The 26,391-nt window shown below is 61.9% G+C and carries 23 protein-coding genes and 1 other RNA gene; 12 read left to right on the forward strand and 12 right to left on the reverse strand.

Annotated features, from left to right (window positions below):
* The first annotated feature begins 62 nt into the window (after positions 1–62).
* Entirely contained in the window at positions 63–1,463 is a 1,401-nt protein-coding gene (locus LVD12_RS04685; protein ID WP_237066044.1) for an OmpP1/FadL family transporter, read from the forward strand.
* Between the two features lie 778 nt (positions 1,464–2,241).
* Here LVD12_RS04685 and LVD12_RS04690 read toward each other — a convergent pair.
* Positions 2,242–4,152 (reverse strand): M2 family metallopeptidase, encoded by a 1,911-nt coding sequence (locus LVD12_RS04690; protein WP_237066045.1) that lies wholly within the window; start codon positions 4,150–4,152, stop codon positions 2,242–2,244.
* Between the two features lie 211 nt (positions 4,153–4,363).
* Positions 4,364–4,460, reverse strand: an RNA gene (gene ffs, locus LVD12_RS04695) — signal recognition particle sRNA small type.
* 175 nt (positions 4,461–4,635) lie between these two features.
* On the opposite strand from ffs, the gene LVD12_RS04700 reads away from it, so the two are divergent.
* The 3 genes from LVD12_RS04700 to LVD12_RS04710 all read left to right on the forward strand — a co-directional run bounded on the left by LVD12_RS04700 (position 4,636) and on the right by LVD12_RS04710 (position 6,682).
* On the forward strand, positions 4,636–5,481 hold the full coding sequence (locus LVD12_RS04700) for a 6-carboxytetrahydropterin synthase (protein ID WP_237066046.1): 846 nt from the start codon (positions 4,636–4,638) through the stop codon (positions 5,479–5,481).
* A 10-nt stretch (positions 5,482–5,491) separates the two neighbouring features.
* Positions 5,492–6,208 (forward strand): 16S rRNA (uracil(1498)-N(3))-methyltransferase, encoded by a 717-nt coding sequence (locus tag LVD12_RS04705; RefSeq protein WP_237066047.1) that lies wholly within the window; start codon positions 5,492–5,494, stop codon positions 6,206–6,208.
* Between the two features lie 90 nt (positions 6,209–6,298).
* Positions 6,299–6,682 (forward strand): DUF6249 domain-containing protein, encoded by a 384-nt coding sequence (locus LVD12_RS04710; protein ID WP_237066049.1) that lies wholly within the window; start codon positions 6,299–6,301, stop codon positions 6,680–6,682.
* Between the two features lie 198 nt (positions 6,683–6,880).
* On the opposite strand, the gene ald is transcribed toward LVD12_RS04710, so the two are convergent.
* On the reverse strand, positions 6,881–8,026 hold the full coding sequence (ald, locus tag LVD12_RS04715) for an alanine dehydrogenase (protein WP_237066050.1): 1,146 nt from the start codon (positions 8,024–8,026) through the stop codon (positions 6,881–6,883).
* 196 nt (positions 8,027–8,222) lie between these two features.
* On the opposite strand from ald, the gene LVD12_RS04720 reads away from it, so the two are divergent.
* A complete protein-coding gene (locus LVD12_RS04720; protein ID WP_237066051.1) occupies positions 8,223–8,708 on the forward strand; it encodes an Lrp/AsnC ligand binding domain-containing protein in 486 nt (161 codons plus the stop codon).
* Between the two features lie 219 nt (positions 8,709–8,927).
* On the opposite strand, the gene LVD12_RS04725 is transcribed toward LVD12_RS04720, so the two are convergent.
* The 3 genes from LVD12_RS04725 to putP all read right to left on the reverse strand — a co-directional run bounded on the left by LVD12_RS04725 (position 8,928) and on the right by putP (position 11,599).
* Positions 8,928–9,392, reverse strand: a complete 465-nt coding sequence (locus LVD12_RS04725) for an Mpo1 family 2-hydroxy fatty acid dioxygenase (protein WP_237066052.1) — start codon at positions 9,390–9,392, stop codon at positions 8,928–8,930.
* Positions 9,393–9,469: 77 nt separating this feature from the next.
* Positions 9,470–9,982 carry an O-acetyl-ADP-ribose deacetylase gene (locus tag LVD12_RS04730; protein WP_237066053.1) on the reverse strand — a complete coding sequence of 171 codons (513 nt, stop codon included), beginning with the start codon at positions 9,980–9,982 and terminating at the stop codon, positions 9,470–9,472.
* A gap of 150 nt (positions 9,983–10,132) precedes the next feature.
* Positions 10,133–11,599 carry a sodium/proline symporter PutP gene (putP, locus tag LVD12_RS04735; RefSeq protein WP_237066054.1) on the reverse strand — a complete coding sequence of 489 codons (1,467 nt, stop codon included), beginning with the start codon at positions 11,597–11,599 and terminating at the stop codon, positions 10,133–10,135.
* A 193-nt stretch (positions 11,600–11,792) separates the two neighbouring features.
* Between putP and LVD12_RS04740 the strand changes: the two genes are divergently transcribed.
* Positions 11,793–12,392 (forward strand): hypothetical protein, encoded by a 600-nt coding sequence (locus LVD12_RS04740; protein ID WP_237066055.1) that lies wholly within the window; start codon positions 11,793–11,795, stop codon positions 12,390–12,392.
* Here the strand turns inward: LVD12_RS04740 and ttcA are convergent.
* Both ttcA and LVD12_RS04750 read right to left on the reverse strand, forming a co-directional pair.
* Positions 12,274–13,194: a tRNA 2-thiocytidine(32) synthetase TtcA gene (ttcA, locus tag LVD12_RS04745; protein WP_237066056.1), complete on the reverse strand. Its 921-nt coding sequence runs from the start codon at positions 13,192–13,194 to the stop codon at positions 12,274–12,276. The genes LVD12_RS04740 and ttcA overlap by 119 nt on opposite strands.
* A 233-nt stretch (positions 13,195–13,427) precedes the next feature.
* On the reverse strand, positions 13,428–14,087 hold the full coding sequence (locus LVD12_RS04750; protein ID WP_237066057.1) for an arylesterase: 660 nt from the start codon (positions 14,085–14,087) through the stop codon (positions 13,428–13,430).
* Positions 14,088–14,168: 81 nt separating this feature from the next.
* On the opposite strand from LVD12_RS04750, the gene LVD12_RS04755 reads away from it, so the two are divergent.
* The 4 genes from LVD12_RS04755 to LVD12_RS04770 all read left to right on the forward strand — a co-directional run bounded on the left by LVD12_RS04755 (position 14,169) and on the right by LVD12_RS04770 (position 19,922).
* Positions 14,169–14,909 carry an ABC transporter ATP-binding protein gene (locus LVD12_RS04755; protein WP_237066058.1) on the forward strand — a complete coding sequence of 247 codons (741 nt, stop codon included), beginning with the start codon at positions 14,169–14,171 and terminating at the stop codon, positions 14,907–14,909.
* Positions 14,909–17,383, forward strand: coding sequence for an ABC transporter permease (locus tag LVD12_RS04760; RefSeq protein WP_237066059.1), 2,475 nt, complete (start codon positions 14,909–14,911; stop codon positions 17,381–17,383). Before LVD12_RS04755 ends, LVD12_RS04760 begins: the two co-directional genes overlap by 1 nt.
* 112 nt (positions 17,384–17,495) lie before the next feature.
* The gene (bioA, locus tag LVD12_RS04765; protein ID WP_237066060.1) at positions 17,496–18,764 is read left to right on the forward strand and encodes an adenosylmethionine--8-amino-7-oxononanoate transaminase; all 1,269 of its coding nucleotides are present in this window, start codon (positions 17,496–17,498) and stop codon (positions 18,762–18,764) included.
* Positions 18,765–18,872: 108 nt separating this feature from the next.
* A complete protein-coding gene (locus tag LVD12_RS04770) occupies positions 18,873–19,922 on the forward strand; it encodes an ABC transporter ATP-binding protein (protein ID WP_237066061.1) in 1,050 nt (349 codons plus the stop codon).
* 9 nt (positions 19,923–19,931) lie between these two features.
* Here LVD12_RS04770 and LVD12_RS04775 read toward each other — a convergent pair whose 3' ends face one another.
* Together LVD12_RS04775 and LVD12_RS04780 are read right to left on the reverse strand one after the other, a co-directional pair.
* On the reverse strand, positions 19,932–21,623 hold the full coding sequence (locus LVD12_RS04775) for an ABC transporter permease (protein ID WP_237066062.1): 1,692 nt from the start codon (positions 21,621–21,623) through the stop codon (positions 19,932–19,934).
* A 130-nt stretch (positions 21,624–21,753) separates the two neighbouring features.
* Complete coding sequence (locus tag LVD12_RS04780) at positions 21,754–22,797, reverse strand: Fe(3+) ABC transporter substrate-binding protein (protein ID WP_237066064.1); 1,044 nt, start codon at positions 22,795–22,797, stop codon at positions 21,754–21,756.
* Between the two features lie 195 nt (positions 22,798–22,992).
* Between LVD12_RS04780 and LVD12_RS04785 the strand changes: the two genes are divergently transcribed.
* The gene (locus tag LVD12_RS04785) at positions 22,993–23,469 is read left to right on the forward strand and encodes a hypothetical protein (protein ID WP_237066066.1); all 477 of its coding nucleotides are present in this window, start codon (positions 22,993–22,995) and stop codon (positions 23,467–23,469) included.
* A gap of 80 nt (positions 23,470–23,549) precedes the next feature.
* Entirely contained in the window at positions 23,550–23,816 is a 267-nt protein-coding gene (locus tag LVD12_RS04790; RefSeq protein WP_237066067.1) for a PepSY domain-containing protein, read from the forward strand.
* 133 nt (positions 23,817–23,949) lie between these two features.
* On the opposite strand, the gene LVD12_RS04795 is transcribed toward LVD12_RS04790, so the two are convergent.
* Both LVD12_RS04795 and LVD12_RS04800 read right to left on the reverse strand, forming a co-directional pair.
* Positions 23,950–25,014 carry a peptidase M42 gene (locus LVD12_RS04795; RefSeq protein ID WP_237066068.1) on the reverse strand — a complete coding sequence of 355 codons (1,065 nt, stop codon included), beginning with the start codon at positions 25,012–25,014 and terminating at the stop codon, positions 23,950–23,952.
* A 99-nt stretch (positions 25,015–25,113) separates the two neighbouring features.
* Positions 25,114–26,379 (reverse strand): APC family permease, encoded by a 1,266-nt coding sequence (locus tag LVD12_RS04800; RefSeq protein WP_237066069.1) that lies wholly within the window; start codon positions 26,377–26,379, stop codon positions 25,114–25,116.
* Between the last annotated feature and the right edge of the window lie 12 nt (positions 26,380–26,391).

Consider the following 26,391-nt stretch of genomic DNA (forward strand, 5'->3'; position numbering starts at 1 on the left):
CGGCCCGCTGCCATCCGGTCGCGACCGGGCAGTCAGTCATCAGCAATACAGAGTGGGACCTCATGAAAAAGAATTTACTGCGCCGCGCGGCGCTTGCCGTGGCAATCAGCACCGTTTCCAGCGGTTCCATGGCCGCCGGTTTCTTCCTCCAGGAATCCAGCACCTCCGGTCTCGGCCGGGCCTTCGCCGCAGAAAATACCATCGGTGACAACGCTGCAATCTTGGCGCGCAACCCGGCCGGCTCGGCATTGTTCGACAGCATCAGCCTCTCTGGCGGCCTGACCTACATCAACCCGGAAATCGATGCCGCAGGTGACATCACCTTTTTCTTCGACACGCCGGCAGGCCCCTCCAGCGCGACCTTTTTCGACACCGCGAATGATTATGCCAGTGACGCCTTCGTCCCCAATGCCTACCTGGCAGTGCCCCTGGACCCATGCTGGTCTCTGGGCCTGGCCATGTATACCACCTATGGCCTCGAGACGGACTTCGATCCGGACTGGCTACTGACCCACGTCAATGATCAGACTGAATTGCTGACACTGAATATCGCGCCGTCGGTAGCCTATGATTTCAACGACCAGTTCAGCGTTGGTCTGGCAGTTAACTTTGTTTACGCAGACGCCACGCTCAACACCAAGGTGCCTGGCAACTTCCCATTGAACCCGGACGTATCCAATTTATCGATTCTCGATGCGGATGATGCTGACGACTGGGATGTTTCCTGGACTTTGGGCGCACTCTGGCACATCGACGACCGCACCCGCCTCGGAATTTCGTACCACGCAGAGATCGAGCTCGATCTCGAAGGTGATGTCAGCTCCGACATCCTGCCGACCGTGGCACTGCCTCCGGTTCTGCAGCCCGCGTTCCCCCCGTTTGACAATGCCAGCGTCACAGTCCCTCTGGACCTGCCTGACACACTGGAGCTGGGCTTTTACCACCGCTTCAGCGATGAATGGGGTATCGCAGCCGGCCTGATGTGGACCGACTGGGATGACTTCGAGCGCCTGGAGGGCTTCTTCCCGGGCGCCCGCCTGGACATCGAGGACGAGCCATTCAATCCGCTGGTACTGCGCGAAGAGAACTTCGAAAGTGGCATGCGCTACAGCATTGCCGGTGAATACTATCCCTGTGAAGAGGTCACCTGGCGTATTGGCTACGCCTATGATGAGGGCGCAGCGCGTGACGGCCTGAACAGGTTTGAGACCGAAGAGAACGGAGGCTTCCCGGTAACCTGGCGCAACCTCGCCATCCCGGATACCGACCGTCAGTGGATCACCTTTGGTGGTACCTACAAGTTTGACGAGCACCTCAGCGTGGATGGTGGCTTTGCCTACCTGTGGGGTGACGACGAAACCATCCAGGATTTCACCACGGTGCCCCTGCCCACCTTCTTTGATGGCGAAAGCACTAATATCGAAGCCTGGCTGTTCGGTGCTTCGGTGAACTACACCTTCTGATTAAAACCCCTCGGGTTAGCAATAAAAAGGCCGGGCAGCTTTCGCTGTCCGGCCTTTTTGCTTTGTCTAATTTTTGCATCACCGCAATACGCCTGACTGCAACGAGAAGGGCCTGGTGGCGAGTATCCCCTTGCGGGACTGTCTGCGAGAGGGACCTCGCAGACAAGCCTACAGGGATGTATTCACGGGGGGGGCGCCTAGCTCGTGTCCCGAAGGGGACACTCGACATCAGGACCGCCACTGCACCAGACCAAAGCGCTCCACTCCAATGAGCGGCAAGAAACCATCGCCGGAGTTTTTTCGTAAACAATGCTCGCCAAACGCGCGGGAAAGGTCATCGCTAGTAGCCATCCATGGGGCTAATTCCGGCCCGGCTTCTGACCGCCAGGTATGGCGGAAATGCAGGTTTTGCAGGGAGCAAAAACCTGCCCTGGCCGGGCGATCTTTTTCCTTGAGGATAGCGGCGCGGCGAGCATGCTCTCGACGGTGCCATAGTTAGTCATTGCCCCGCCATCCATGGCGCGACCCCGGAGTGTTTGATCCGGGTCCGGCCCGGCATCTGACCGCCAGGGATGGCGGAAATGCAGGTTTTGCATGGAGCAAAAACCTGCCCTGGCCGGGTGAATAATCACGCGGCGAGCATGCTCTCGACGGTGCCATAGTTAGTCATTGCCCCGCCATCCATGGCGCGACCCCGGAGAGTTTGATCCGGGTCCGGCCCGGCCATCCATGGCCAGTCGAGTAACTGCGCGGCGAGCAATGCTCGCCACACGCGCAGTTACTCCCAGCCGCACTGGCGGTCTTTGTTTTGTTCTTCCAGGTAGCCCATCAGGGGCTGGAAGTAGTCGATGATGGCTGACGCATCCAGCTCGCGCTGGCCGGTGATGGCCTGCATGGCGTCCGGCCACGGCTTGCTGGCGCCCATGGCCAGCATGTTGCGCAATTTCTCACCGGCTGCTTCGTTGTTATAGATAGAGCAGCGGTGCAGCGGCCCCTCTTCACCTGCCGCTTCACACAGGGCGCGGTGGAACTGGAACTGCTGGATGCGGGCCAGGAAGTAGCGGGCGTAAGGCGTATTGCCCGGAATATGGTATTTCGCACCCGGATCGAAATTTGCCTCACTGCGCTCAACCGGCGCCTGGATGCCCTGGTAATCCTCGCGCAGCTGCCACCAGGCCTTGTTGTAGTCGCCCGGCTGTACCTCACCATCGAATACCTGCCAGCGCCATTTGTCGACCAGCAGACCAAACGGCAGGAAGGCGATCTTGTCCAGTGCCTGTCGCATCAGGAAGCCGATATCCTTCTCACTGCCCGGCACCTCATCCATCAGACCGATTTCCTTCAGGTATTTCGGTGTAATGGAAAGCGCGATGACATCGCCCACTGCCTCGTGGAAGCCATCGTTGGCACCTTCACGATAGAGGAACGGCTGGTCCTTGTAGATACGCTGGTAGAAGTTGTGGCCCAGCTCGTGATGCACGGTGATGAAATCATCGGCGGTCTTCTGGATGCACATCTTGATGCGGATATCGTCCTGACCATCCATGTTCCAGGCACTCGCATGACAGACCACGTCACGATCGCGGGGCTTGGTGAACTGGGAGCGCTCCCAGAAAGTTTCCGGCAGCGGCTTGAAACCGAGGGAGGTGAAGAACCGCTCACCCACCTTGACCATGTCCTTCTCGCTCATGCCGGAGTCCTGGATCAGGGCATCGAGGTCGTAGGGCGCTTCCATCCCCTCATCTTTGACCACGTCATAAATATTGCCCCACTCCTGGGCCCACATGTTGCCGAGCAGGTGCGCCGGGATCTTGCCGTTGGGCGGCACCACGTCATCCCCATAGCGCTCGTTGAGCTTGGCCCGCACATGGCAGTGCAATGCCTCATACAGCGGCTTCACCTTGTTCCACTGGTTGTCCATGTCCGCGGCAAACTCATCGGCGCCCATGTCGTACTTGGAACGCCACATGACGCTGAGATTGTCATAACCGAGCTCCTGCGCACCGGCATTGGCGATTTCCACCTGACGCTTGTAGAGCGGCTTCATCGGCGGCGAGACCTTGCGCCAGCCCACCCAAAGCTCCTTCAACTGCTCCGGGTCGCGACTCTCGGCCATCAGGCGACCCATCTCGGTCAGGCTGTAACATTTCTCCTCGCCGCCCGCTTCGGTGCAATATTTGCCGGCGCCGTACATGCCCTGCAGCTTGGACTGGATCTGGGCCAGCTCAGCAGTCAGTTTCGGATCCTTCGGGGCCGGCAGGACCAGCGCCTGCTTCAGCATGGTCAGCTGACGGCGGGTCTCATCATCCAGCTGCAGGTCGTCGAACCTGGCCGCCTCATTGGCCAGCTCCACGGCCAGGGAGGTGAAGCGCTCGGAGGCAAGGGACTCCACGTACTGGGAATCGGTATTGATGTAGGTGGATGCCAGCCAGCTGGCATGGCTCAACTCTTCCGACATCTCGGCCAGGCGAGACTGGGCCTCTTCGAGGAAGGCCGTGGCATCCGCGACGCTCAGCTCGCCGCCGTTCTGGGCACCCTGGGCAGCATCACTGCTTGCCTGGACCGCCTCACTGCCTAATTGGGATTGGGCCGCAGCATTGGTCTCTTGCGCGGTCTGTTTGCTGCTTTCGCCGCCGTCACAACCGGCAAAAACCACCGTGGCTGCAATCGCCAGTGCAAGTTTCTTCATCGGTTCCCTCGTTGTCTTTATCGGAATCGGATACAAGTGACGCCGTTTATAGCATAGGGAGGAGATGACGCGGGGTCCTGGGGCGATTCGGCCGAAAACATCGGCACATTATTCCCTGCGGGAGGGGTTCTGCGGACAAAAATACCAGGGAAACCGTGAAACGGGAGCGCATGGGGAAAAGGGGATTTTCGCAGGGCGGAAATGGAGGCAGCCCAACCAGCACACCCTCGGCACATGACGTCACTGCTACCGTTGCTCCCTTCCGGGCCTGGCGGGGTTCACAGCTGTTCATTGCGAGGGGACCGGAAGGGCCGCCACTACACTGCTTAAGATTGCCTTAAGACTTCGACCGATATCGACAGGCGATCAGCATCGAAGAGGGCGCGATTATAGAGACTCACAGGCGCGAGTTCTACCCCTGTTAACGGTTATACTATGGCCGCCATTTTCACCTGACCCTGACTCCAAACCCTAAGGCAGTTCATGCACCTGTTCGTCGACAACCTCACCAACGTAGATTTCAGCTACCTGGACCACTCCCGCGGCCTGGTGGGCGAAACCTGGCTCGCCAGTGCAGCCCTCGACGGTGCACTGGACGAACAGGGCATGGTGTGTGACTTCGGCATCGTCAAGAAAACCCTGCGCAGCTGGCTCGACGACGAGCTCGACCACCGGCTGCTAGTGCCCGTGCAGTCACCACACCTGGTCCTGCGGCGCAGCGGCGACGCCCTGTCGCTGACCTGGAAGCTTGAAGACGGCACAGAGATAACCGTCGGCGGTCCGGAGCAGGCTTTCGCGCTGGTGGACGCCGAGGTTATTCACGAGGAAAGCGTCGCCGCCTGGTGCGTATCCCGCCTGCGTGATGCCTTCCCCACCAGCGTCGCCCGGCTGCAGCTGCGCTTCCGCTGTGAGCCCATTGACGATGCCTTCTACCACTACAGCCACGGCCTGAAAAAGCACGACGGCAACTGCCAGCGCATCGCCCATGGCCACCGTTCGCGGATACAGATATTCGTCGACGGCACGCGGAATCCCGAGTGGGAGGAACGCTGGGCGAAGCGCTGGCAGGACATCTACCTGGGCACCAGCGAAGACCTGGTCAGTGGCCAGGACAGCGACCGCTTCGCCTTCGCCTACCGGGCCCGGCAGGGGGAGTTCACCCTAAGCCTGCCGGCCAGCCGCTGCGAGCTGGTAACCTGTGATACCACCGTGGAGCAGCTGGCGCAGTATATTGCCGACACCATTGCCGACCAGGAGAAGGGACGGATCATCCGGGTCCGCGCCTATGAGGGGCTCGGTAAGGGCGCAGAAGCCAGCGCTTCACGCTGAGCACAGAACCTTGAACCTGATCATCCTGTTCCCGGACGATTTCACCGACGCGACCCGGGTCACGCTCAGCGGCCGCCGTCTCGAACACATTCGCCAGATACACCGCGCTGCACCAGGTGACTCACTAAAAGTCGGGCTGCTCAATGGCGCCATCGGTCGCGGCCAGGTTTTAACCATTGATGACAGGCAGCTGGAACTCGAGGTGACTCTGCAGGCACCGGCACCGCCGGCGCTGCCGCTGACGGTCATTTTGGCGTTGCCCCGCCCCAAAATGCTCAAGCGCATCGTCCAGCATGTCACCACCCTCGGCGCCAAGAAAATCTATCTGGTCAACGCCTACAGGGTGGAAAAGTCCTACTGGCAGTCGCCGTGGCTGGAACCCGGGAAACTGCGGGAGCTGTGCCTGCTCGGCCTCGAACAGGCCGTGGATACACAGATGCCGGACATTGAGCTGCGCAAGCGTTTCAAACCGTTTGTTGAGGACGAACTCGGTGAGATCGCGGCGGGCACTCGCCGCCTGGTGGCGCACCCTGTGACCAACCAACCCTGCCCGGTGGATATCGAAGGACCCGTGACCCTAGCCGTGGGGCCGGAGGGCGGGTTTATTCCCTATGAGGTCGAGAAACTGCAGGAACTGGGTTTCGAGGGCGTGCACCTGGGGCCACGTATCCTGCGGGTCGAGACGGCGCTGCCGGTGCTCCTGGGGCGCCTGTTCCCCGGCCGTTGAGCCTCACTGCATCCAAACACACCCTGTCGCGCATCTATTGATGAAACAACGCCGGTTTTCGGCATCGACATCAATCAGGAGCACGACAACATGACTGAAGGCACCCTCGCCCTGCTGATCCCGTTCGCATTCTTTGCATTGGTAGGCCTGCTGGCCTGGATGGTTCTCTACTTTCGCCAGAGAAAGAACCTGGAAGTGCAGCAGACCATCCGTATGGCACTGGAAAGAGGCCATGAACTGGCACCAGGGCTAATCGAGCAACTCGGCAACGGCGCGGCACAGCCGAAACGCGACACCCGCATCGGTATCATCTGGATCGCGGTCGCCCTGGGCATGGCAATGATGGGATTCTTTGCCCCCGACCCGACTGGCAATGCCTTCAAAGGCATGCTGGCCATGGGCTCCATACCGCTGATGATCGGGATCGCCTATCTGCTGATGTCGAGAATGGCCAGGGCTCCCCGGCCGGCCTGAGCGGACAGGCTGTCGACTTCTTCCCCGCCCCAAGCTCAAAACCCGCAAAATAAAAAAGCCGCGTAAACACGCGGCTCAAAAATGGTGGCTCCCGCCACCGGGTCTCACAGAGCGGGACGCGCAATCGCGCCCCCGGGGAGAAAATCTGCTCAAACAAGAATAAGCACGTTACTCCATCAAACGTGGTAAAGCGGCCGATCAGGCCACTTCACCCTGTTGCACTGCAGATTTCTGCAGGGCCAGTTTCGGATCGACAAACTCGTAGCCCAGTACATCGGCCACTGCCTGATAGGTCACCATACCGGCGTGAACGTTCAGGCCTTCCAGCAGGTTGGCGTCGTCCAGCAGCGCCTGCTTGGCGCCTTTGTTGGCCAGCGCGACTGCAAACGGCAGGGTGGCGTTGTTCAGGGCCATGGTGGAGGTACGGGCAACGCCGCCCGGCATGTTGGCAACACAGTAGTGCACCACGCCGTCGACAACGTAAGTCGGCTCCTGGTGGGTAGTGGCCTTGGAGGTTTCGAAACAACCGCCCTGGTCGATGGCCACGTCCACGACTACGGCACCTTTCTTCATGCGGCTGATGATGTCGCGGGTCAGCAGCTTCGGTGCAGCGGCACCCGGAATCAGGACCGCACCGATCACCAGGTCTGCTTCCAGAGCGTGGGACTCGATCGCGTCGTTGGTGGAGTACTCGGTGCGCACAGCGCCACCGAAGATGTCGTCCAGCTGGCGCAGGCGCGGCAGGGAACGGTCCAGGATGGTCACGTCGGCACCCATACCCAGGGCCATCTTGGCCGCGTTGGTACCCACAACACCACCACCGATAATCAGCACCTTGGCCGGAGCAACACCGGGCACACCGCCCAGCAGCACGCCGAGGCCACCCTGGGCTTTCTCCAGGTGGTGGGCGCCGCACTGAACGGACATACGGCCAGCGACTTCAGACATCGGCGCCAGCAGCGGCAGTGCACCGAAGCGGTCGGTTACGGTTTCGTAAGCGATACAGGTTGCACCGGACTTCACCAGCAGCTCGGTCTGCTTGGGATCGGGCGCCAGGTGCAGGTAGGTGTAAAGAATCTGGCCCGGGCGCAGCATCTCGCACTCATGGGGCTGCGGCTCCTTCACCTTGACGATCATGTCAGCACTGGCGAAGATCTCTTCCGGCGTATCGATGATGCGGGCACCCGCATCGACGTACATTTCGTCGGTGAAGCCGATGGCGGAACCACCGTCTTTCTGCACGATTACCTCGTGGCCATGGCTGATCAGCTCGCGCACGCTGGCCGGGGTCAGGCCGATGCGGTACTCGTGGTTTTTGATCTCTTTTGGTACACCAATCAACATTTCTCTCTACTCCTCAAAAATGAAGGACGCCCGTGCTTCACTGGCCGGTTTTTCGTCCTGCCTCTGTGATTTCGGCTAGTATAGGGCCGACCTGCAAGTGAATTTATGCTAGATTTTCGCCTTAACCAGTGGATTCCACTGGTTAAGGCGTCCGAAAGATGCTTTTTTGTCCGAATCGACCATTTTGGAGCCCGCCATGCGCAAACGCGCCAATGAACTCAGTACCATCGACCGCAATATCCTGCGCGTGCTGCAGAAGAACGGCCGCACCAGCTATGCCGAGCTGGCGCGCCAGGTAGGGCTCACCGCCACGCCCTGCGTGGAGCGGGTCCGGCGCCTGGAGGGCGACGGCGTCATCCAGGGCTACACCGCCCTGATCAACCCGGAATTCCTCGACGCCGCCCTGGTGGTCTTCGTCCAGATCCGTCTCAACCGCTCCGCCCAGGATGCCTTCGAGGAGTTCCGCAATGCGGTGGCGGCACTGCCGGAGGTGCAGGAGTGTTATCTGGTATCAGGCAACTTTGACTACCTGATCAAGGCGCGGGTGGCGGACATGAGCGCTTACCGCCGCTTCTACGGAGAAACCCTGCTCACCCTGCCCGAGGTGCAGGAGTGCACCAGCTATGTGGTGATGGAGCAGGTGAAGGAAACCCTGGAGGTACCGGTGCACTACAACCGGTGAGGTGGGAGCTGGGCCCGCAGGCGACCTTCAGGCCGCTGACGCAGTCTCGCGGCCTGAACTAAAGACAGGGAGGTAGGGCCGACATTTCGAAACCGTCGGGTACAGGGATGTATTTGTGCGTTTTCGAAATGTCGGTCCTGGCGCTCTGTCGCCACCGAGCGATTTAGAAGCATTGGCGGGGTTGATCAACACTCTGGCGTCCGGCGGAAACCACCGCGATCAGTAGCGAATACCCAGCTTGCGATAAAGAAAACCGATCACCCAGGCCGGGCCGATCAGCAGGAACTGCACGTCCTTGAAGAAGGACGGCTTCTTGCCCTCCACGTGGTGGCCGATGAACTGGAAAATCCACATCACCACGAACAGCACCAGCGACACCAGCCAGACGCTGTAACCAAGCCGGTCGACAACAGACCAGCCCCACAGGCAGATCACGCTCAGGGCAACCATGCCCAGGGCCAGCGGGAAGGACATGACGGCGTAAAACATCAGCGCCGGCACCAGTGCTACCACCGCCCAGTTCAGCCACGGAATGGCGGCCATGAATGCCGGCTGGGGAATGGACCAGACCAGACCGATGACCGTGGCATAGATCACCGGTACCGCAATCCAGTGAATCGCCTTGTTGGTCGTGTTCTGGTGGCTCTCGCCGTATTCGGCAAACCACTGCTCCGCGCTGCGCATATACTCATCCTCGCGTTTATTATTGTGCGACTAACGCGCCAATAATGTTGGACGGGAGGGCAAGAATCAACCGCGCATCAGCGACGCACCACGGCCTCCAGCTGCAGGCGATACAGGTCCGCCATTGCTTCGTCGAAACAACAGAAAATGATTTCGAACGGCGGGCTGTCCCGGTCCAGGTGATCCTGTACCTGGTCCACCGCGATCTCCACCGCGAGCTCCGGCGGGTAGTCATAGACACCGCAACTGATCGCGGGGAAAGCGATGGAGCGCATACCCTCACGCCGCGCCAGAGACAGGCAGTGCCGGTAACAGCTGGACAGCAGCTCGGGTTCACCGAGATTGCCGCCGCGCCATACCGGGCCCACGGTGTGGTAGATGCGCTTGGTGGGAAGGGAAAATGCCGGCGTGGCCCTGACTTCGCCGACCGGGCAACCGCCCAGGGCACGACAGGCTTGTGAAAGCTCGGGCCCCGCCGCGCGGTGAATGGCCCCATCGACACCACCGCCACCAGACAGGTGACGGTTGGCCGCATTGACGATTACATCGACGTGTAATCGAGTGATATCACCGAGATGAACTTCTATCACTCAGTATCTCCAACCGCGTTGGGTTAATGCATGCGGATGGAAATCCATTTCTCCCCCGACGGACACGGTGCGCCATCAGGGAAACCGCCGGCCGGCAACCAGCCGGCCCGGTCAGTGGCGATGCATCCCGCACAGCCCCGGGGAGGCGGCTCAGCCCACGATTTCACGGTGCCGCTTTGCCACCTCGGCAGGACATTTCGTCACTGCGCTCACTATCACGATAGCAGCTGCGGAGAAAACAAAGCCCGGTAACAATTCATAGACGTCGAAGATCCCCCCGGACAGCTGTTTCCAGATCACCACGGTCAGGCCGCCCACCAGCACCCCGGCGATGGCGCCGGCGCCGGTCATGCGCGACCAGAACAGGCTGATGAGCGTCGCGGGGCCAAACGCCGCACCCAGCCCCGCCCACGCATAGGCCACCACGTCCAGCACCTTCGAATCCGGCTCCAGGGCCACCCAGACCGCCACCAGGGACAGCGCGATCACCGCCCAACGGCCCACTTTCACCATCGCTTCGGGGCTGGTCGTGCGCCCGAACCACACGTGATAGATGTCTTCCGCCAGTGCTGCCGAGGAGACCAGCAGTTGGGAATCCGCCGTGCTCATGATGGCTGACAGGATCGCCGCCAGCAGCACGCCGGCCACCACCGGGTGGAACAGGGCATCCACCAGCGCCATAAACACCCGCTCGCCATCTGCCAGCACCTGGGTCAGCTCCAGATGTCCGAACAGGCCCACCGCCATGGCGCCGAGGAAACCGGCCAGCGACCAGATGGCAGCCACTGAGGCGGCTACCGGCACGTCATCGGCACTGCGGACCGCCTGGAAGCGGGCCAGGATATGGGGCTGGCCGAAGTATCCCAACCCCCAGGCCAGAGAGCTCAGAATGGCCACGATTCCTAGCGTCTGGCCATTGCTGTCGCGCATCCAGTGCATCAATTCCGGCACCTGCTGTTGCAGCTTGCCCCAGCTGGCGGACAGACCGCCCTGGTCCATGATCACAATCGCGGGCACGATCACCAGCGCCAGGCTCATCAGCAGGCCCTGAAATACGTCCGTCCAGGACACCGCCAGGAAACCGCCGAACAGGGTGTAGGAAATCACCGCCGCCGCGCCGATCACCACCGCCCAGCGGTAGTCCCAGCCAAACACGGTTTCGAACAGCTTGCCGCCGGCGATCAGGCCCGAGGCCACGTAGAAGAGAAAGAACAACAGGATGAAAAACGCACAGAGGGTGCGCAGGTACGGATGGCCCATATTGAAGCGCCGGTGCAGGTAGGCAGGCACCGTCAGGGCGTCGTCCAGTTCGTAGGTGTAGATGCGCAGGCGCCGCGCCATCACCGTCCAGCTCAACACGATGCCGCTGAACAGGCCGATGGCGATCCAGCCCGACGACAGGCCACTGGCGTAGGCCGCGCCGGGCAACCCCAGCAGCAGCCAGCCGCTCATGTCCGAGGCGCCGGCACTCAGTGCCGCCACTGCCGGCGGCAGTGAGCGGCCACCGAGGAAGTAGTCACTGGCATTCTTGGTGCGCAGATAGGCGTAAATGCCGATCAGCAGGATCAACGCCAGGTAAGCGACAAACGTAAGTGCGACGAGCCACTGTCCAGACATGGGAACTTCCTTTCAGGTTGAAGGCGCCCGGCCCTGCCCCGAACCCGGTTAGCGAGTCCTTGCACAGATGGCCATGAGAATAGGCACTGGAGTCAATTTTTGTGTTTATTGCGCGTAAATCTACCCATTAGCTGGCGCCGGCTCAATCCACAAACTACATATTGGGAAGAAACATGGAGAACAAGACAACACTATGGGCATCTGTCTGGACGAGTTACGACTGCTGGTCATTCGTCCGACCCTCAAGCACTTGAGAGCCTGGTCTGCGGGAATGGAAAACCTGCTGCTGGGCACAGCCGCGCAGGAATCGCAGCTCGGCTTCCATCTCAAGCAGGGCCGGCGCCACGGACTTGGCATCTATCAGATTCAACCGCACACCCATCGCGAGATCTGGGACGAGTACCTGATCGGGCATCCGGCACTCGCCTCCAAGGTGCGTGGGCTGGCGAGCCAGAGGGACTTCCTGGATCACCCGCACAGCGAGTTGACCACGAATCTCCGCTACGCGACTGCCATCGCCTGGCTCATCTACCGGGCCGCAGATGCGGACAAGGTCGTAGAGGATGATGTGCCGGCCATGGCCAGGCTCTGGCACCAGCACTTCCATCACGGGCCCGCCGCTTCACAGCGGGACTTCGAGCAAAGTTATGCCCAGCTGGTGAGCGGCGCCGACCCTACAGATTCAGCGCCTCGATATACAGGGGAGCCTCCTCCCGCTCGTCCCCATCCGGCACCCAGGAGTTCACCCGGCGCTCGATTGCCTGATCGTCACGCACAGCAGCCGCTGGCTTAGCGCGATCCAGCTCCAGGTTCACGAAGTCATACAGATCCCCGTCCGCCAGCTGTGACGGGGAGACTCTCGTGAGTGCCGCAAAGATATTCTCGCTACGCCCGGGGAACTGCCGATCCCACTCCTGCAACATCTTCTTGATGGCCTGGCGCTGCAGGTTTTCCTGGCTGCCGCACAGGTTGCAGGGAATGATTGGGAAGTCTTTGTGTTCGGCAAACTTCATCAGGTCCGACTCGCGGCAGTAGGCCAGCGGGCGGATCACGATGTTGCGGCCGTCATCGGCGCGCAGCTTCGGCGGCATCGCCTTCAGGCGGCCCCCGTAAAACATGTTCAGGAACAGGGTCTCGACGATGTCGTCCTTGTGGTGGCCGAGCGCCACCTTGGTGGCCCCAATCTCTTCGGCGAACCCGTACAGGGTGCCGCGGCGCAGGCGCGAACAGAGACCACAGGTGGTCTTGCCCTCAGGCACCACTTCCTTCACCACCGAGTAGGTGTCCTTCTCCACGATGTGGTAGGGCACCCCCAGTGACTGCAGGTATTCCGGCAGCACGTGCTCGGGGAAGCCCGGCTGCTTCTGGTCCATATTCACCGCTACCAGCTCGAAACTGACCGGCGCCGTCTTCTGCAGGTTCAGCAGGATATCCAGCATTGCGTAACTGTCCTTGCCGCCGGACAGGCACACCATGATCTTGTCGCCCTCTTCGATCATATTGAAGTCGGCGATGGCGCGGCCCACATTGCGGCGCAGGCGCTTCTGCAGCTTGTTGAATTCCAGCCGCTCGCGGCGATTTTCCAGTTCGGACATGGTGCTTCTCTAACTCTCTGAGCCGAACCCGCACACCAATCCTTCGATGCGAAGGTACTGGTGTCGGTGGCGATTTGCGGGACCTTACGCGGCCGGGGATGGCCGCGTAGAGCGTGCGAGGACGCATCCACAGCGTGTCCCGCCAATCGCCACCGGAGGCAGGACCGCCACCGGACTCGACTGGCAGGTCAACGCCTGCCCCTATCAACAGGCGGCGATTGTACGCATTTCGATCACGGAGTACACGACTCAGTATTCACGCCCTCCTCCAGCAACTGCTGCACACAGGGCCAGACATGTTCCAGCAACGCGGGCTGCGCTTCCGCAGTGGGGTGGATACCGTCGGTCTGCATGGCGCCTTCCACCAGGGCAATGGGCTCGAGGAAGAAAGGCACCAGCGGCACCTCCTCTGCCTTTGCCACCTTCGGGTAGACGCCGGCAAAGGCCTCCGTATAGGCACGACCGTAGTTCGGCGGCATGCGCATGCCCAGCAACAGCACTTCCACATCCTCGTTCCGTGCCAGGCGGATCATCTGCTGCAGGTTGCGCTGCAGCGCCTGTGGCGGGTAACCGCGCAGGCCGTCATTGCCCCCCAGTTCCAGGATCATCCAGCGGGGTTCATGTTCCTGCAGCAGCCGCGGCAGTCGCGCCAGGCCTCCGGAGGTAGTCTCGCCACTGACACTGGCATTCACCACCTTTACCGGCTCACCGTTCTCCTGCAGCCGCGACTGCAGCAATTCCACCCAGCCCTCGGCCTGATCGAGCCCGTAAGCCGCACTGATGCTGTCTCCCAGCACCAGCAGCGTCCCCGCGCGGGCATCAGCCGGCGGGGTGAGCAGCAGCAAACACAGGCCAAAATGAAGACCTAGGCGCCGGAAAAATTCTGTCGTCATGTCATACTCTCCACTGCTTTATGCGTATAACCGCTTATACGCACAGCTTTGCGCAATTGCCGACAATAAGGAAGAGTTTCGATGACCGCCATGCTCCGGGCCGAGAACCTGATCCACCGGGTGACCACCAACGAGGGTCCCCTCACCCTACTGAATGATATCTCCCTGCAACTGGCCCGCGGCGAGAGCCTCGCCATCACCGGCGCCTCCGGCTCCGGCAAATCCACCCTGCTGGGCCTGCTGGCCGGACTCGACAAACCCACCGAGGGCCGTATCTGGCTGGCCGGGGAGGAAATCACCTCCATGGACGAGGAGCAGCGGGCCGCGGTGCGCGCCCGTTGTGTCGGCTTTGTGTTCCAGACCTTCCAGCTGCTGCCGGGCCTGACTGCCCTTGAGAACGTGATGCTGCCCAGCGAATTGCGTGGCGAACGCAACGCCGCCGGGCGCGCCGAAGAGTTCCTAAAGCGCGTCGGCCTCGAGCACCGCCTGCACCACTACCCGCGCCAGCTCTCCGGTGGCGAGCAACAGCGGGTCGCCATCGCCCGCGCCTTCTGCAGCATCAGTGGTGGCGCTGACAGCACCGGCAGCACTGACGGCATTCTGTTTGCCGACGAGCCCACCGGCAGTCTCGACGCCGGCAATGGCGAGAAGATCATCGACCTGCTGTTCCAGCTGAATGCGGAATCCGGCACCACCCTGGTACTGGTCACACACGAGCAGCGGCTTGCGCAGCGCTGCCAGGCGCATCTGCGCATGGCCGCCGGCGAAGTGGCCGTGGCCGCCGGCCGAGGTGACGGCAGCCTGTCGGAGGTGTCCGCCTGATGCAGTCCGCCAACCCCCTCTTGCCCCTGAAGCTGCTCGTTCGCGACTGGCGCGGCGGCGAGCTGGCCCTGATCGCCACCGCCCTGGTGCTGGCGGTGACCTGCGTGACCGCCATCGCCCATTTCAGCGATCGCCTGACCCGCGCCATGTATATCCAGTCCCAGACCTTCCTCGCCGCCGAACGGGTGGTGAGCAGCAGCCGCCCGGTGGAACAGGGATGGATGGCGGAAGCGGGCGACCGCGGCCTGGAACAGGCCGAGACCGTCCAGTTTGCCTCCATGCTGTCCGCCGGCGACCAGTTCCAGTTCGCCTCCATCAAGGCGGTCAGCGACGGCTACCCGCTGGTGGGCCACCTGGAAATGCGGCCCTCTGAAGAAGCTGAAGCCCGGGTCGTGCAACAGGGCCCGCCCCCCGGTGAAGTGTGGATGGAACCCCGCCTGCTGCCGTTGCTGGGACTCTCCATTGGCGACAGCCTGCAGATCGGCGAGTCCGACTTCACCGTCACCGGCCTCCTCGACCACGAGCCGGATCGCAGCGACAACCTTTTCTCCATGGGCGCACGGGTGATGATGCACCGGGACGATCTGGAAGCCACCAATGTGGTCCAGCCCGGCAGCCGCGTCAGTTACCGCTACCTGTTTGCCGGCGACGACGCCGCCCTCAACGATTACTTCAAATGGCTGGAGCCCCGGCTGACCGAGCACCAGCGGGTGATCGACCTGCGCGAAGGACAGCCGCGGGTGGCCTCCGCCCTGGACCGGGCAGAGCGTTTCCTGTTCCTTGCCGGTAGTCTCGCCGTATTGCTCGCCAGTGTCGCCGTGGGTCTCGCCGCACGGCGCTATAGCCTGCGCCACACCAGTTACGTGGCGGTGATGAAGAGCCTTGGCGCCGGTCGCGGTAAGGTGCTGGGCATCTATCTTGGCCAACTGGCCGCGCTGGCATTGATTGCTACCGCCGCCGGCCTGTTGCTGGGCAGCCTGATCCAGGCCCAGGCCGTGGCCCTGATGGCAGACTTCTTCCCGGTGGATCCGCCGCCGAGCGGCTGGAATCCGCTGCTGGTAGGCCTGGTGACAGGCCTTGCCTGCGCACTAGGTTTTGCCCTGCCGCCGCTGTTCCGCCTCGCCCGCACCGACCCCATGCAGACCCTGCGCCGGGACTGGAGCAACCCGGACCGGCGCGAGTGGCTGGGTCTGGTGCTCGGCCCGACCTCCATGCTGCTGTTGATCTGGTGGTTGTCCGGCAGCCTGCCCATCACCCTGGCCCTGTTTGCCGGCATGGCCCTGCTGGTGGGCGGCAGTGCGCTGGTCAACCGGCTGCTGGTGCGCGGCCGCCTGGCGACACTTGGGGGCGCCTGGCGTATTGCCCTGGGCAGCCTGCAGCGCCGGGCGGCGTTCAACACCCTGCTGATCGCCGCCTTCGGCACCGGTCTGCTTGCCATGCTGGCCATGGTATTTGCCCGCACCGCGCTGATCGACGAGTGGCGCATGCAGTTGCCGGACGATGCTCCCAACCACTTCCTGATCAACATCGCCCCCTATGAAAAGGACAACGTCCAGGCACTGCTGGACGACAACGGGGTGACCGCCACCGAGCTCTACCCGATGGTGCGCGGCCGCCTGATTGCCATCAATGACGTACCCGCAAAGGAACGCAAGGAGCAGGCCGGGGCCCTTCGCCGGGAGCTGAACCTGAGCTGGACGGAAAATCTCGCCCCGGACAATCGCATTGTCGCCGGTGACTGGTGGGATGGCGTCGATACGGGCAACGGCGTATCGGTGGAAGCGGAGCTGGCAGAGCGGCTCAACCTGAAACTGGGCGATCAGCTCAAGTTTTCCATCGGCGGGCTGGAAGTGGAATCCACCATCACCAGCCTGCGCACGCTGGACTGGAACAGCATGCGCCCCAACTTCTACATGCTGTTCGCCCCCGGCAGCCTGGAGAATTTCCCAGCGACCTACATCACCAGCTTTCACCTCCCGCCGGAGGAGAAGCTGTTCGTGAACGACCTGGTGCGGGCTTTCCCCAGTGTGACAGTGATCGAGCTGGACAAGATCATCGAGCGTATCCGCGACACCATCAGCCAGGTCTCCGTGGCCATCGAATCGGTGATGGCGCTGATGCTGGTGGCCGGCGTGCTGGTACTGATCGCCGGGGTGCGCGCGAGTATCGCCGAGCGTTTGCAGGAGGCGGCAATTATCCGCACACTGGGCGGCCGCCGACGGTTGCTGCTGCAGAGCCTGGTCATTGAATTCGGTCTGCTGGGTGTCGCCGCCGGCCTGCTGGCTGCCGCCGGTGCCGAGACCACACTGGCAGTGCTGTCGCAGCGGGTATTCGAGTTGCCCTTCACTCTGCACCCGCTGTTGTGGATCGCGGGGCCGGTTGCAGGCGCACTGCTGGTGGGCACCGCCGGCACTTTGGCCTGCCGCAGCTCGGTAAGCCAGCCGCCGCTCAAGGTGCTGCGCGAACTGGCCTGAGCAATATTCCAATCGTCGTTCCGGCGAAGGCCGGAATCCAGAGATAGAAAAACCTCTGGACCCCGGCCCGTGCCGGGGTGACGACAATAAGTTCTGACTGTATTCCCGACCTATGGACCTGGATTTTGACCGCCAGCATATCTGGCACCCCTACTCTTCCCTCATCGATCCGCCGCCGGTCTACCCGGTCGCCCGGGCCGAGGGTGTGCGCCTGTTTCTCGAGGACGGCCGCGGCCTGATCGACGGCATGTCTTCCTGGTGGTGCGCCCTGCATGGCTACAACGTACCGGAGCTGAACCGCGCTGCACAGGAACAGATGGAAAAGATGTCCCACGTGATGTTCGGCGGCCTCACTCACGAGCCGGCCATTGAACTCAGCAAGAAACTGGTGGAAATCACCCCCGCGCCATTGCAGCGGGTATTTCTGGCGGACTCCGGGTCGGTGTCGGTGGAAGTCTCCATCAAAATGGCATTGCAGTACTGGCAATCCCAGGGGCACCCGGAGAAAAACCGCCTGCTGGCCCTGCGCAACGGCTATCACGGCGACACCTTCGGCGCCATGGCCACCTGCGACCCGGTCACCGGCATGCACAATCTGTTTGCCAGTCACCTGACCCAGCACCTGTTCGCGCCTGCGCCAAAGCCGAAATTCGATGAACCCTGCACCGACGAGGACATGGCCGAACTGCGCCAGTTGATGGAACAAAACCGGGAGCAGCTGGCCGCGGTGATCCTGGAACCCATCGTGCAGGGTGCCGGCGGTATGCGCTTCTATTCCCCGCAATACCTGAAACGCGTGCGCGAACTCTGCGACGAATACGACCTGCTGCTGATCGCCGACGAGATCGCCACCGGCTTCGGTCGCAGCGGCAAACTGTTTGCCTGCGAGCACGCCGGTATCAGCCCCGACATCCTCACCCTCGGCAAGGCCCTGACCGGTGGCACCATGACCATGGCCGCGACCCTGTGCACCGACCGGGTAGCCGGTGGCATCTGCCGCGGCGAGGCGGGTGTGTTCATGCACGGCCCCACCTTTATGGGTAATCCGCTGGCCTGCGCTGTCTCCAATGCCAGCATCGAACTGCTGCTGTCCGGGCCCTGGCAGGACCGCGTGGCCCGGATCGAGAAGCAGCTGCGCGACGAGCTATCCCCGCTCAATGACGCAGACGGCGTGGCTGACGTGCGCGCCCTTGGCGCCATCGGCGTGGTGGAAATGAAGCAGCCAGTCAACATGATGCAGGTACAGGAAGCTCTGATCGATCGCGGCGTCTGGCTGCGCCCGTTCGGCAGGCTGGTCTATGCCATGCCGCCCTATGTCATGGATGAGGCAGACCTGCGCCAGCTGACCGGCGCCGTGGTGGACGTGCTCGGCAAGCTGTGAAAACAGGCCCGGCCCCGGATCCAGGGTCGGGCTTTTCACAGCCTTGAGACTTTGCCCGCTCGCCCCCAGCGGCGATAATCCCCAACCCAGCAATCATCAGGGCCCATCGTGCAGCCGCTTCTCCAAGTCACCGATGCCGAATGCCGCTACGGCGAAAAGCTGATCCTCGAATCGGTTTCCTTTGTCCTGCAGTCCGGCGAGATCGCCTGCCTGCTCGGGCCCAGTGGTTGCGGCAAGACGACTCTCCTGCACGCCATCGCCGGGTTCCAGCCCCTGGCTCGCGGCACCATCGCCCTCAGCAGCGACACGCTGACCGACAATGGCCGCATGGTGCCGCCGGAAAAACGCCAGATCGGTGTAGTGTTCCAGGATTACGCGCTCTTCCCCCACCTGAGCGTGGAGCAGAATATCGGCTTCGGGCTGCGCGGCCTGCCCCAGCAGGAGCGCAGCGCCAGGGTCGCTGAATTGATGGCGCTGGTGAGGCTGACCCAGCATGCCGAGCAGTATCCACATCAGCTTTCCGGCGGCCAGCAACAACGGGTCGCCCTGGCCCGCGCCCTGGCGCCTAGGCCACGACTGCTGTTGATGGACGAACCCTTCTCCAACCTCGATACCGAGTTGCGCCGCAGCCTGGCCACCGAAGTACGGCACATCCTGCGCGAAGAGGGGATCGCCGCACTGATCGTGACCCACGACCGCAGCGAAGCGTTCGCAGCCGGCGACAAGCTCGGTATCCTGGCCAATGGGCTCCTGCAGCAATGGGACACCCCCCAGAACCTGTACCGCCACCCCGCCAACACTGCAGTCGCCCGCATCGTTGCCGAAGGCAACCTGCTGCGCGGTAAATGGATCGGTGCGGGCCTGGTGGAAACCGCGCTGGGCCGGGTCGCGGTCAGTGAAGGCTTTGCAGGGGACGAGGGCGGAATCGGCAGCGCAGTGGAGATATTCGCCCGCAGCGAGGACCTGTTACCCGGTGAGCACGACAATGCCGTTACGGTACAGGTGATCTCCAGGAGTTTTCTCGGCAACAGCGCGCTCTACACATTCCGCCTGCCCAACGGGCGCACCATCGAGGCGACACTCAGCGCAGAATACCGTTTCGAGCCCGGCAATGAGATCCCCCTGCGGCTGCAAGCGCCACTGGTTTTCCCCGGCTGAGACGAGGCTTCAGCTCATGGCGCCGGTAGTCGGCAACTCCGCGACTTCCGCGGGTTGCTGCCGCCTCTCATCCCGCCGCCCACGCATAGCGCGGCTCAACAGGATGACCGGCAACAGTCCTACCAGCACGATCATCAGCGCCCCCAGTGCTGAACGTTCCAGCATTTCATCGGAAGCGAACTGATACACATAAGTGGCCAGCGTGTCGAAACCGAAAGGCCGCAAAAGTAGTGTTGCCGGCAATTCCTTCATGCAGTCGACGAACACCACGATGGTGCCGCTGAGGATGCCGGCGCGCACGAGTGGCAGGTGTACCGCCCACAGTGTCTGCCAGCTGTTCCGTCCCAGTGAACGCGAGGCGCGATCCATCGATGGCGTCACCTTGTCCAGGCTCGACTCGATCGCCCCGGTAGAGACCGCGAGAAAACGTGCGGTATAGGCAAACAGGATCGCAAATACACTGCCGGACAGCAGCAGGCCGGTGGAGGTATCCAGATAGCGACGGGCGAACGCATCCAGGGTATTGTCGAACGCCGCCAGTGGAATGATCACGCCAATGGCCATGACTGCGCCCGGCATGGCATAGCCCAGCTTGGAAAAGCCCACCAGTGCCCGCACCGTGCTGCCCGACGCCAGGCGCTTGCCATAGGCGAGCAGTAATCCGAGCAAGGCCGTCGCCAGCGCCGCCACCGCGGACAGCAGAAAGCTGTTGCGCGCAATCGTGAGGAAGTCGTCGGTCCAATAGCTGGTGAAGTTACCCAGTGCATACTGCAGCAGCACCAGCACTGGCACCCCGAACCCACACAGCAGGACAAGGCTGCAGAACAGCGTCGCCGCCAGTGCCCGCCCACCGCCAAGAACGTAATAATCCCGGCTCGAACCCGGGGATTGCACGAAGTGGCGCTGCCGGCGCCGGGCTATGCGCTCGAGGGTCACCAGCAGCACCACGAACACCAGTGTGCTGCAGGCGATCTGCGCGGCGCCACCGAGATTGCCCCTGCTGAGCCAGGTATCGTAGATACCCACGCTCAGCGTGCGCACCGCAAAGAAATCCACCGTACCGAAATCGTTCAGGGTTTCCATCAGTACCAGTGACAGCCCGACGGCGATGGCCGGCCGTGCCATCGGCAACGAGACGCGCAGGAAGCTCTGCCACGGGCTACAGCCCAATGAACGACTGGCAGCGCGGATACTGCCACACTGTTCCAGAAACGCCGCGCGGGCGAGCATGTAGACGTAGGGGTAAAGCACCAGCGACAGCATGGCAATGGCCCCGCCCATACTGCGGATCTCCGGGAACCAGTAATCCCGCGAGGTCTGCCAGCCAAAAGCTTCACGCAGGAATTGCTGCACCGGTCCCGCGTATTCCAGCAGATCCGTATACACATAGGCGATCACATAGGCGGGGACGGCGAACGGCAGCAGCAGGGCCCACTCGAAGAAGCGGCGCCCGGGGAAGCGGCACATGCTCACCAGCCAGGCCGCGGCGACACCGATGAGCAGGGTGCACAGGGCCACACCAAAGGAGAGCGTCAGGGTCGCGCCGATATAGTGAAACAGCACTGTGTTCCACAGGTGTGGCCAGATGTTCTCCTCGGGGAAAAATGCCAGTGCAAATACGGACAATACCGGCAGCGCCACCAGCAGGGCGACGGCCAGCACCAACCAGAACCAGCGACGACCGGACGCCGACCACCCCATGGCAGATTCCTGCTTGCTCATAAAACACGGAAGGCGCGGCACCTTTCGGGGTGCCGCGCCATCGTACCGCAACCACTGCGGACGGGCTCAATGCCCACGCGCAGTAATCTGTTCAGCCTGATCAAATCGATCAGAAATCGAAAGCCACCTCGTCCACCAGCTTCGATGCCGCCGGCACGTAAGAGGCGATTTCAGTGAGGCTCAGGTCGTCCTCCTTGAAATCCCCCATGTATTCCTGGATCAGCTCGGAGCGCTCGACACCCGGGCGCACCGGGAATTCAAAGTTCTTCTCAGCATACAGGTACTGGGCCTGCTCGCCGCTCAGGAACTCCAGCAGCTTGACCGCATTGTCACGGTTGGGAGCATGCTTGGTCACCGCGGCTCCGGAGATGAACATATGGGTGCCGCGGTCTTCCTGGTTCGGGAATACCAGGTTCACGGACTTGGCCCACTCGATCTGCTCGGGCTCTTCCTCATTGGTGATCATGTTGCCAAAGTAGTAGCTGTTGCCGAGGGACAGGTCGCAGACGCCCTCACTGATGGCCTTCACCTGCGCGCGGTCATTGCCCTGTGGCTTGCGCGCCAGGTTGGCCTTGACGCCTTCCAGCCACTCCCTGGTCTTCTCCTCGCCGTGGTGGGCAATCATGGACGCGATCAGCGACAGGCTGTACGGGTGCTTGCCGCTACGGGTGCAGATGCGCCCCTTCCACTTCGGATCCGCCAGCTCTTCGTAGGTCTTGATCTCGCCGGGCTTGACCCGGTCCTTGGAGGCATAGATCAAGCGTGCGCGGGTGGTGAGGCCGAACCACTGCCCGTCTTCAGCGCGGAACTGGGCGGGGATATTTTCCTGCAGCACTTTGCTGTCGACCGACTGGGTCAGCCCCTGATCCACCAGCTGCATCAGGTTGCTGGTATTGGAAGTCAGCACCAGGTCCGCGGGGCTGTTGCGGCCCTCGCGCTCCAGCCTTTCCACCAGCCCCTTGCTGGCATAAACCACCCGGGTCTCGATACCGGTTTCCTCCGTGAATGCGTCGAGCACGGGCTCAATGAGGAACGGCTGGCGGTAGGAGTAGATGTTCACCTGCTCGGCAGCCGCGCTGGTCATCACGACACCGAGTGCAGCGGTGGCGACGGCGATACGGGTGAAACTTTTGAATAGAGATCTGGAGAGCATCGAAAATCCCTGATTGCCTGATTAATTTGAGAAGGATTCTCATTTCTATCACTGCCAAAGTCAACTGCGCGGCGCCTCCACGCCTCGCGACCCTATCATCCCCAAAGTCGCGAAATTCCTCCTATGCTTAAGGGCAACTGTCGCGCCTCGGCCCCGGGTCGGGGCCCACACCCCACCCAGTACGAGAGGTGCCCCATGTACCGCCAACTGAGCCTGATCGCCCTGCTGACACCCCTGTGGCTTGTCGGCTGCGGCCAGAAAACCGAAACCGTGGATCCCACGAACACCGAGATCATGGAGGAGGACGTCGACGTCGAAGTCTCTGATCCTGCCGAGGAGCGCACCGCCCCCGGGGAAGCCGCTGACGAAGCCATGTCCGATGACGGCTATGGCCAGGAACAGTCGACGGAGCCTGATATTGGTTCCGCCACCGAGCTGGAAACCTGTTCCCCCCAATGGTTCCAGTGGGTGCATGAGAAAGTGGTCGCCATGCCCGGCGTAGATGCCAAGGTCAGCGAAATGTATGGCGACGGCCTGCCCGAAATCGGCAGTGACGAGTGGTATGTCGCCATGGATCGCCTTACCGGAGGGGATGGCGCCCACGGCCCTGATGGCGGCAGTGCGGAATGGTGCAGCATGATGGAGCAGCGTCTCGACAGCCAGACTCCGTAGTCAGGAACACCGTATTCAACCAGCTCAACCGGGGACCAGACCGCTCTGGCCCCGGCACCACCCTAGTCAGGTGAATACCCATGAAATGCACTCTTGTCCTGGCGCTGGCCATTGCCGGTGCAACCCTGTCTCCACTGGCCGCAGCCGATGACAAACCCCCGCCCGGTGCCATGGCCCTGTCCACGGTGCTGACCAAGCTGGAACAGCAGGGCTATACACCGATCATCGAAGTCTCCCTCGAAAACGGACGCTGGGAAGTCGAGGCCTACAAGGAGGGGAAGCCGGTCAAAGTCGAGGTCGACCCAAATACCAGCGACATTCTCTCGGAAGAACCGAACGACAGCTGAACCAGCCTCTCATCACGGCCAGTGGGCGCTCGCCCTGACGGTTCCATTTTCCAGCCGATGGAAATCCGCAACCCGTCGGATTGGCATAACGTCCGGCCTTTTGTCCGGCCGCGCTGGCGGTCAGCAGAGCGACTCAGAGTGCGTCGGACTCCGCACAGAAATGCGTGAGCAGACGGCTGAAGCCGGCATTGGCCTCGAGACTCGCAGACTCCTCCATGGTGTGGTATCCGGTGGTGGGAATCTGGACCGTAGTCCCCTGCACGAACCCAACGGACGAAGCGGCGATACGTCCCATTTCCGTACTGCCCAGGGACTGGGGCTCTCCACCAGTTTCCTCCGCCCGGCGGTTCTGCTCCTCGATGTAGGTATCCTTGTAGCCGAAGCTGATGCCTTCCCTTCGGCACAACTCTTCCAGCTGTTGCGTTGTGGCGGGATGGAACTCTGCGTTGACATCGCGACGACGCAGGACCACCTGCTGACGATCCGCGGTCTCCCGATCCGGGTAGGGGCTGGTATCAACCACCACCAGCCGGTCGGTGGCCCCATTGAAGCGACGAAACCATTCCAGCAGGTAGCGCCAGCTGCTGCCCGCTTCCTCCTGTGCGGTGAAGAACGCGGTGCCCTGAAAGCCAAGCGCAAACAGGTGCACCAGGTGGGCAGCGGTCAGTACATTGTCCAGCTGGGCGCTGAGGATACCGTCTTCAATACTCAGGCGGTCGGTGAAAGCTACCGGCGTGCCCGCCACCAGGTGCTCCAGTCCGTCCACTTCAAAAATCAGGTTGTTGCGGTACTCGCACACGTAGGCCCTGTCGATCTCTCCGGCACCGCGGTAAGAGCCGGACCAGGGCTCGTAGGCCATGACCGGCACACCGTGGAAGCGGTCGACGATCTTCTTCATCAGCTTTTCCGACACGGAGTTGCCCAGCAGGTCTGATCGACGACCGGCTACGAAAGCCGCGTACTGGAATTCGTTGGGGCCGGTACAGATCAATCCGTGGCGATCGATGTGGGCAGAAAACATCGCAGAGTTCGGGCGGCTGCCATGGGCCACCAGTACACCCTCGTACCAGACAACCTGCGCCCCCCGCTCTTCCAGCTCGCGCTGCAGCACCCGGAAGAACGAATGCTCCGCGCCCACCACACTGGGGCTACGGACGAGCACCTTCAGCAGGTCAATAAAGTCCTCCAGTTTTTCCATCCGTATACCCTCCCCTTCCGAAAATTCAGATGCGACCGCGAGCCTCCGCCGCCTGCGCCGTTTATAACGCCTTTAACCGTTAGCGCAAACAGAAAACTGCTATTCGCCCTTACTGCGCCGTAGCCAGAGTGGCCTGATCACTGCGGCAGCAATGACCAGTGCGGTAAAGAACAGCAATGCGACGAGGTCTTCGGAAACAAGGCGAATCACCAGGGCAATGGCAGAAGCCGTGGCAGCCAGGGCGCCAAAACCGGTGATCCATCGCCGGCCTGTCTTTTTATGGAATGCCAGCGCGCAGACAACAGCGAAGGTGACCAGGAAAGAGAGGCTCGCTGCCTCAACCAAGGTATTGAGCGTGCCTATGGCTGCGAAAGTCGCCGCTGCAAAGCCAAGCAGCAATACCGCCCTGTCCGGTATGCCCCCGGAGTTTTGGTGTGTCAGTGCCTTGGGCAATTCTTCGGCCCTGGCCACGGTATGGGCCAGGCGAGCGGTCGCGAACAACGTCGAGTTGATGGCCGAGCCGGTGGAAAACGCCGCGGCAATGGTAACGATCACCACACCGGTGGTACCCAGGACTTCCCGGCCGGCAACTGCCAGCGCCACCTCCTCATGCTCGACGATGCCATCGGCGCCAATCAGCATGGCGGTCCCCAGTGCCACCAGGATATAAACCACGATCACCACCACGATCGCCGACAAAACCGATCTCGGTAAGGTTTTATCCGGCTCGTGGATATCATCGTAGTCGTAGGCCAGTAGTTGGAACCCCTCGTAGGCCATGAATACTGATGCAGCACCGAACAGCGCCGCAGCCAGACTCGCATCGGGCACTCCGCGGGTGAGCATTTCCGGCTGCCATTCGCTGAGCCCCCAGCTGGCGAGCCCCACAAGTACGATCAGCTTGACCCAGACCAGGAAAATTTCAACGCCACCGGCCTCCGCCACACCCCGCAGGTTCAGACCGATGAACAGTACCATGATCGCAAATGCAGAGGCACGGGGGACCCAGGCACCCATATCCAGTACGTAACCCAGGTACTGGCCAAAAGTGAAGGCATACACCGAGTTGGTGAGGACATAACCGACCAGTAAAATCCAGGACAGTGTCCCGGCGATGTTCTTTGCCCCCACTTCCCGCAGAAAGGTAAAAGCACCGCCCCCTTTGTGGTAATGCGAGGCCAGCTTCACATAGCTGTAGCCTGTTGCCAGGGCGATCAGGCCTGCCGCCAGGAAGCTCAACCAGGTCAGCGAGCCTGAGATGGTGACGACCACTCCGAGCGTGGCAAAGATACCCCCGCCGATCATGCCACCCACCGCCATGGACCAGGCGCCGTTGAATCCAAGCTTGGAGGAAGAATCACTCATACTGAAACCATC

Origin of the sequence: Microbulbifer guangxiensis, assembly GCF_021729075.1 — a bacterium.
GTDB lineage: Bacteria > Pseudomonadota > Gammaproteobacteria > Pseudomonadales > Cellvibrionaceae > Microbulbifer > Microbulbifer guangxiensis.

What these genes read in the sequence shown, in the direction of transcription:
- LVD12_RS04720 (WP_237066051.1), top strand. Translation starts at nt 8,223, where the DNA reads ATGCGCAAACGCGCCAATGAACTCAGTACCATCGACCGCAATATCCTG.
- bioA (WP_237066060.1), top strand. Translation starts at nt 17,496, where the DNA reads ATGGACCTGGATTTTGACCGCCAGCATATCTGGCACCCCTACTCTTCC.
- LVD12_RS04690 (WP_237066045.1), bottom strand. Translation starts at nt 4,152, where the DNA reads ATGAAGAAACTTGCACTGGCGATTGCAGCCACGGTGGTTTTTGCCGGT.
- LVD12_RS04780 (WP_237066064.1), bottom strand. Translation starts at nt 22,797, where the DNA reads ATGCTCTCCAGATCTCTATTCAAAAGTTTCACCCGTATCGCCGTCGCC.
- ttcA (WP_237066056.1), bottom strand. Translation starts at nt 13,194, where the DNA reads ATGTCCGAACTGGAAAATCGCCGCGAGCGGCTGGAATTCAACAAGCTG.
- LVD12_RS04740 (WP_237066055.1), top strand. Translation starts at nt 11,793, where the DNA reads ATGGGCATCTGTCTGGACGAGTTACGACTGCTGGTCATTCGTCCGACC.
- ald (WP_237066050.1), bottom strand. Translation starts at nt 8,026, where the DNA reads ATGTTGATTGGTGTACCAAAAGAGATCAAAAACCACGAGTACCGCATC.
- putP (WP_237066054.1), bottom strand. Translation starts at nt 11,599, where the DNA reads ATGTCTGGACAGTGGCTCGTCGCACTTACGTTTGTCGCTTACCTGGCG.
- LVD12_RS04755 (WP_237066058.1), top strand. Translation starts at nt 14,169, where the DNA reads ATGACCGCCATGCTCCGGGCCGAGAACCTGATCCACCGGGTGACCACC.
- LVD12_RS04750 (WP_237066057.1), bottom strand. Translation starts at nt 14,087, where the DNA reads ATGACGACAGAATTTTTCCGGCGCCTAGGTCTTCATTTTGGCCTGTGT.
- LVD12_RS04795 (WP_237066068.1), bottom strand. Translation starts at nt 25,014, where the DNA reads ATGGAAAAACTGGAGGACTTTATTGACCTGCTGAAGGTGCTCGTCCGT.
- LVD12_RS04785 (WP_237066066.1), top strand. Translation starts at nt 22,993, where the DNA reads ATGTACCGCCAACTGAGCCTGATCGCCCTGCTGACACCCCTGTGGCTT.
- LVD12_RS04700 (WP_237066046.1), top strand. Translation starts at nt 4,636, where the DNA reads ATGCACCTGTTCGTCGACAACCTCACCAACGTAGATTTCAGCTACCTG.
- LVD12_RS04775 (WP_237066062.1), bottom strand. Translation starts at nt 21,623, where the DNA reads ATGGGGTGGTCGGCGTCCGGTCGTCGCTGGTTCTGGTTGGTGCTGGCC.
- LVD12_RS04725 (WP_237066052.1), bottom strand. Translation starts at nt 9,392, where the DNA reads ATGCGCAGCGCGGAGCAGTGGTTTGCCGAATACGGCGAGAGCCACCAG.
- LVD12_RS04760 (WP_237066059.1), top strand. Translation starts at nt 14,909, where the DNA reads ATGCAGTCCGCCAACCCCCTCTTGCCCCTGAAGCTGCTCGTTCGCGAC.
- LVD12_RS04710 (WP_237066049.1), top strand. Translation starts at nt 6,299, where the DNA reads ATGACTGAAGGCACCCTCGCCCTGCTGATCCCGTTCGCATTCTTTGCA.
- LVD12_RS04790 (WP_237066067.1), top strand. Translation starts at nt 23,550, where the DNA reads ATGAAATGCACTCTTGTCCTGGCGCTGGCCATTGCCGGTGCAACCCTG.
- LVD12_RS04800 (WP_237066069.1), bottom strand. Translation starts at nt 26,379, where the DNA reads ATGAGTGATTCTTCCTCCAAGCTTGGATTCAACGGCGCCTGGTCCATG.
- LVD12_RS04685 (WP_237066044.1), top strand. Translation starts at nt 63, where the DNA reads ATGAAAAAGAATTTACTGCGCCGCGCGGCGCTTGCCGTGGCAATCAGC.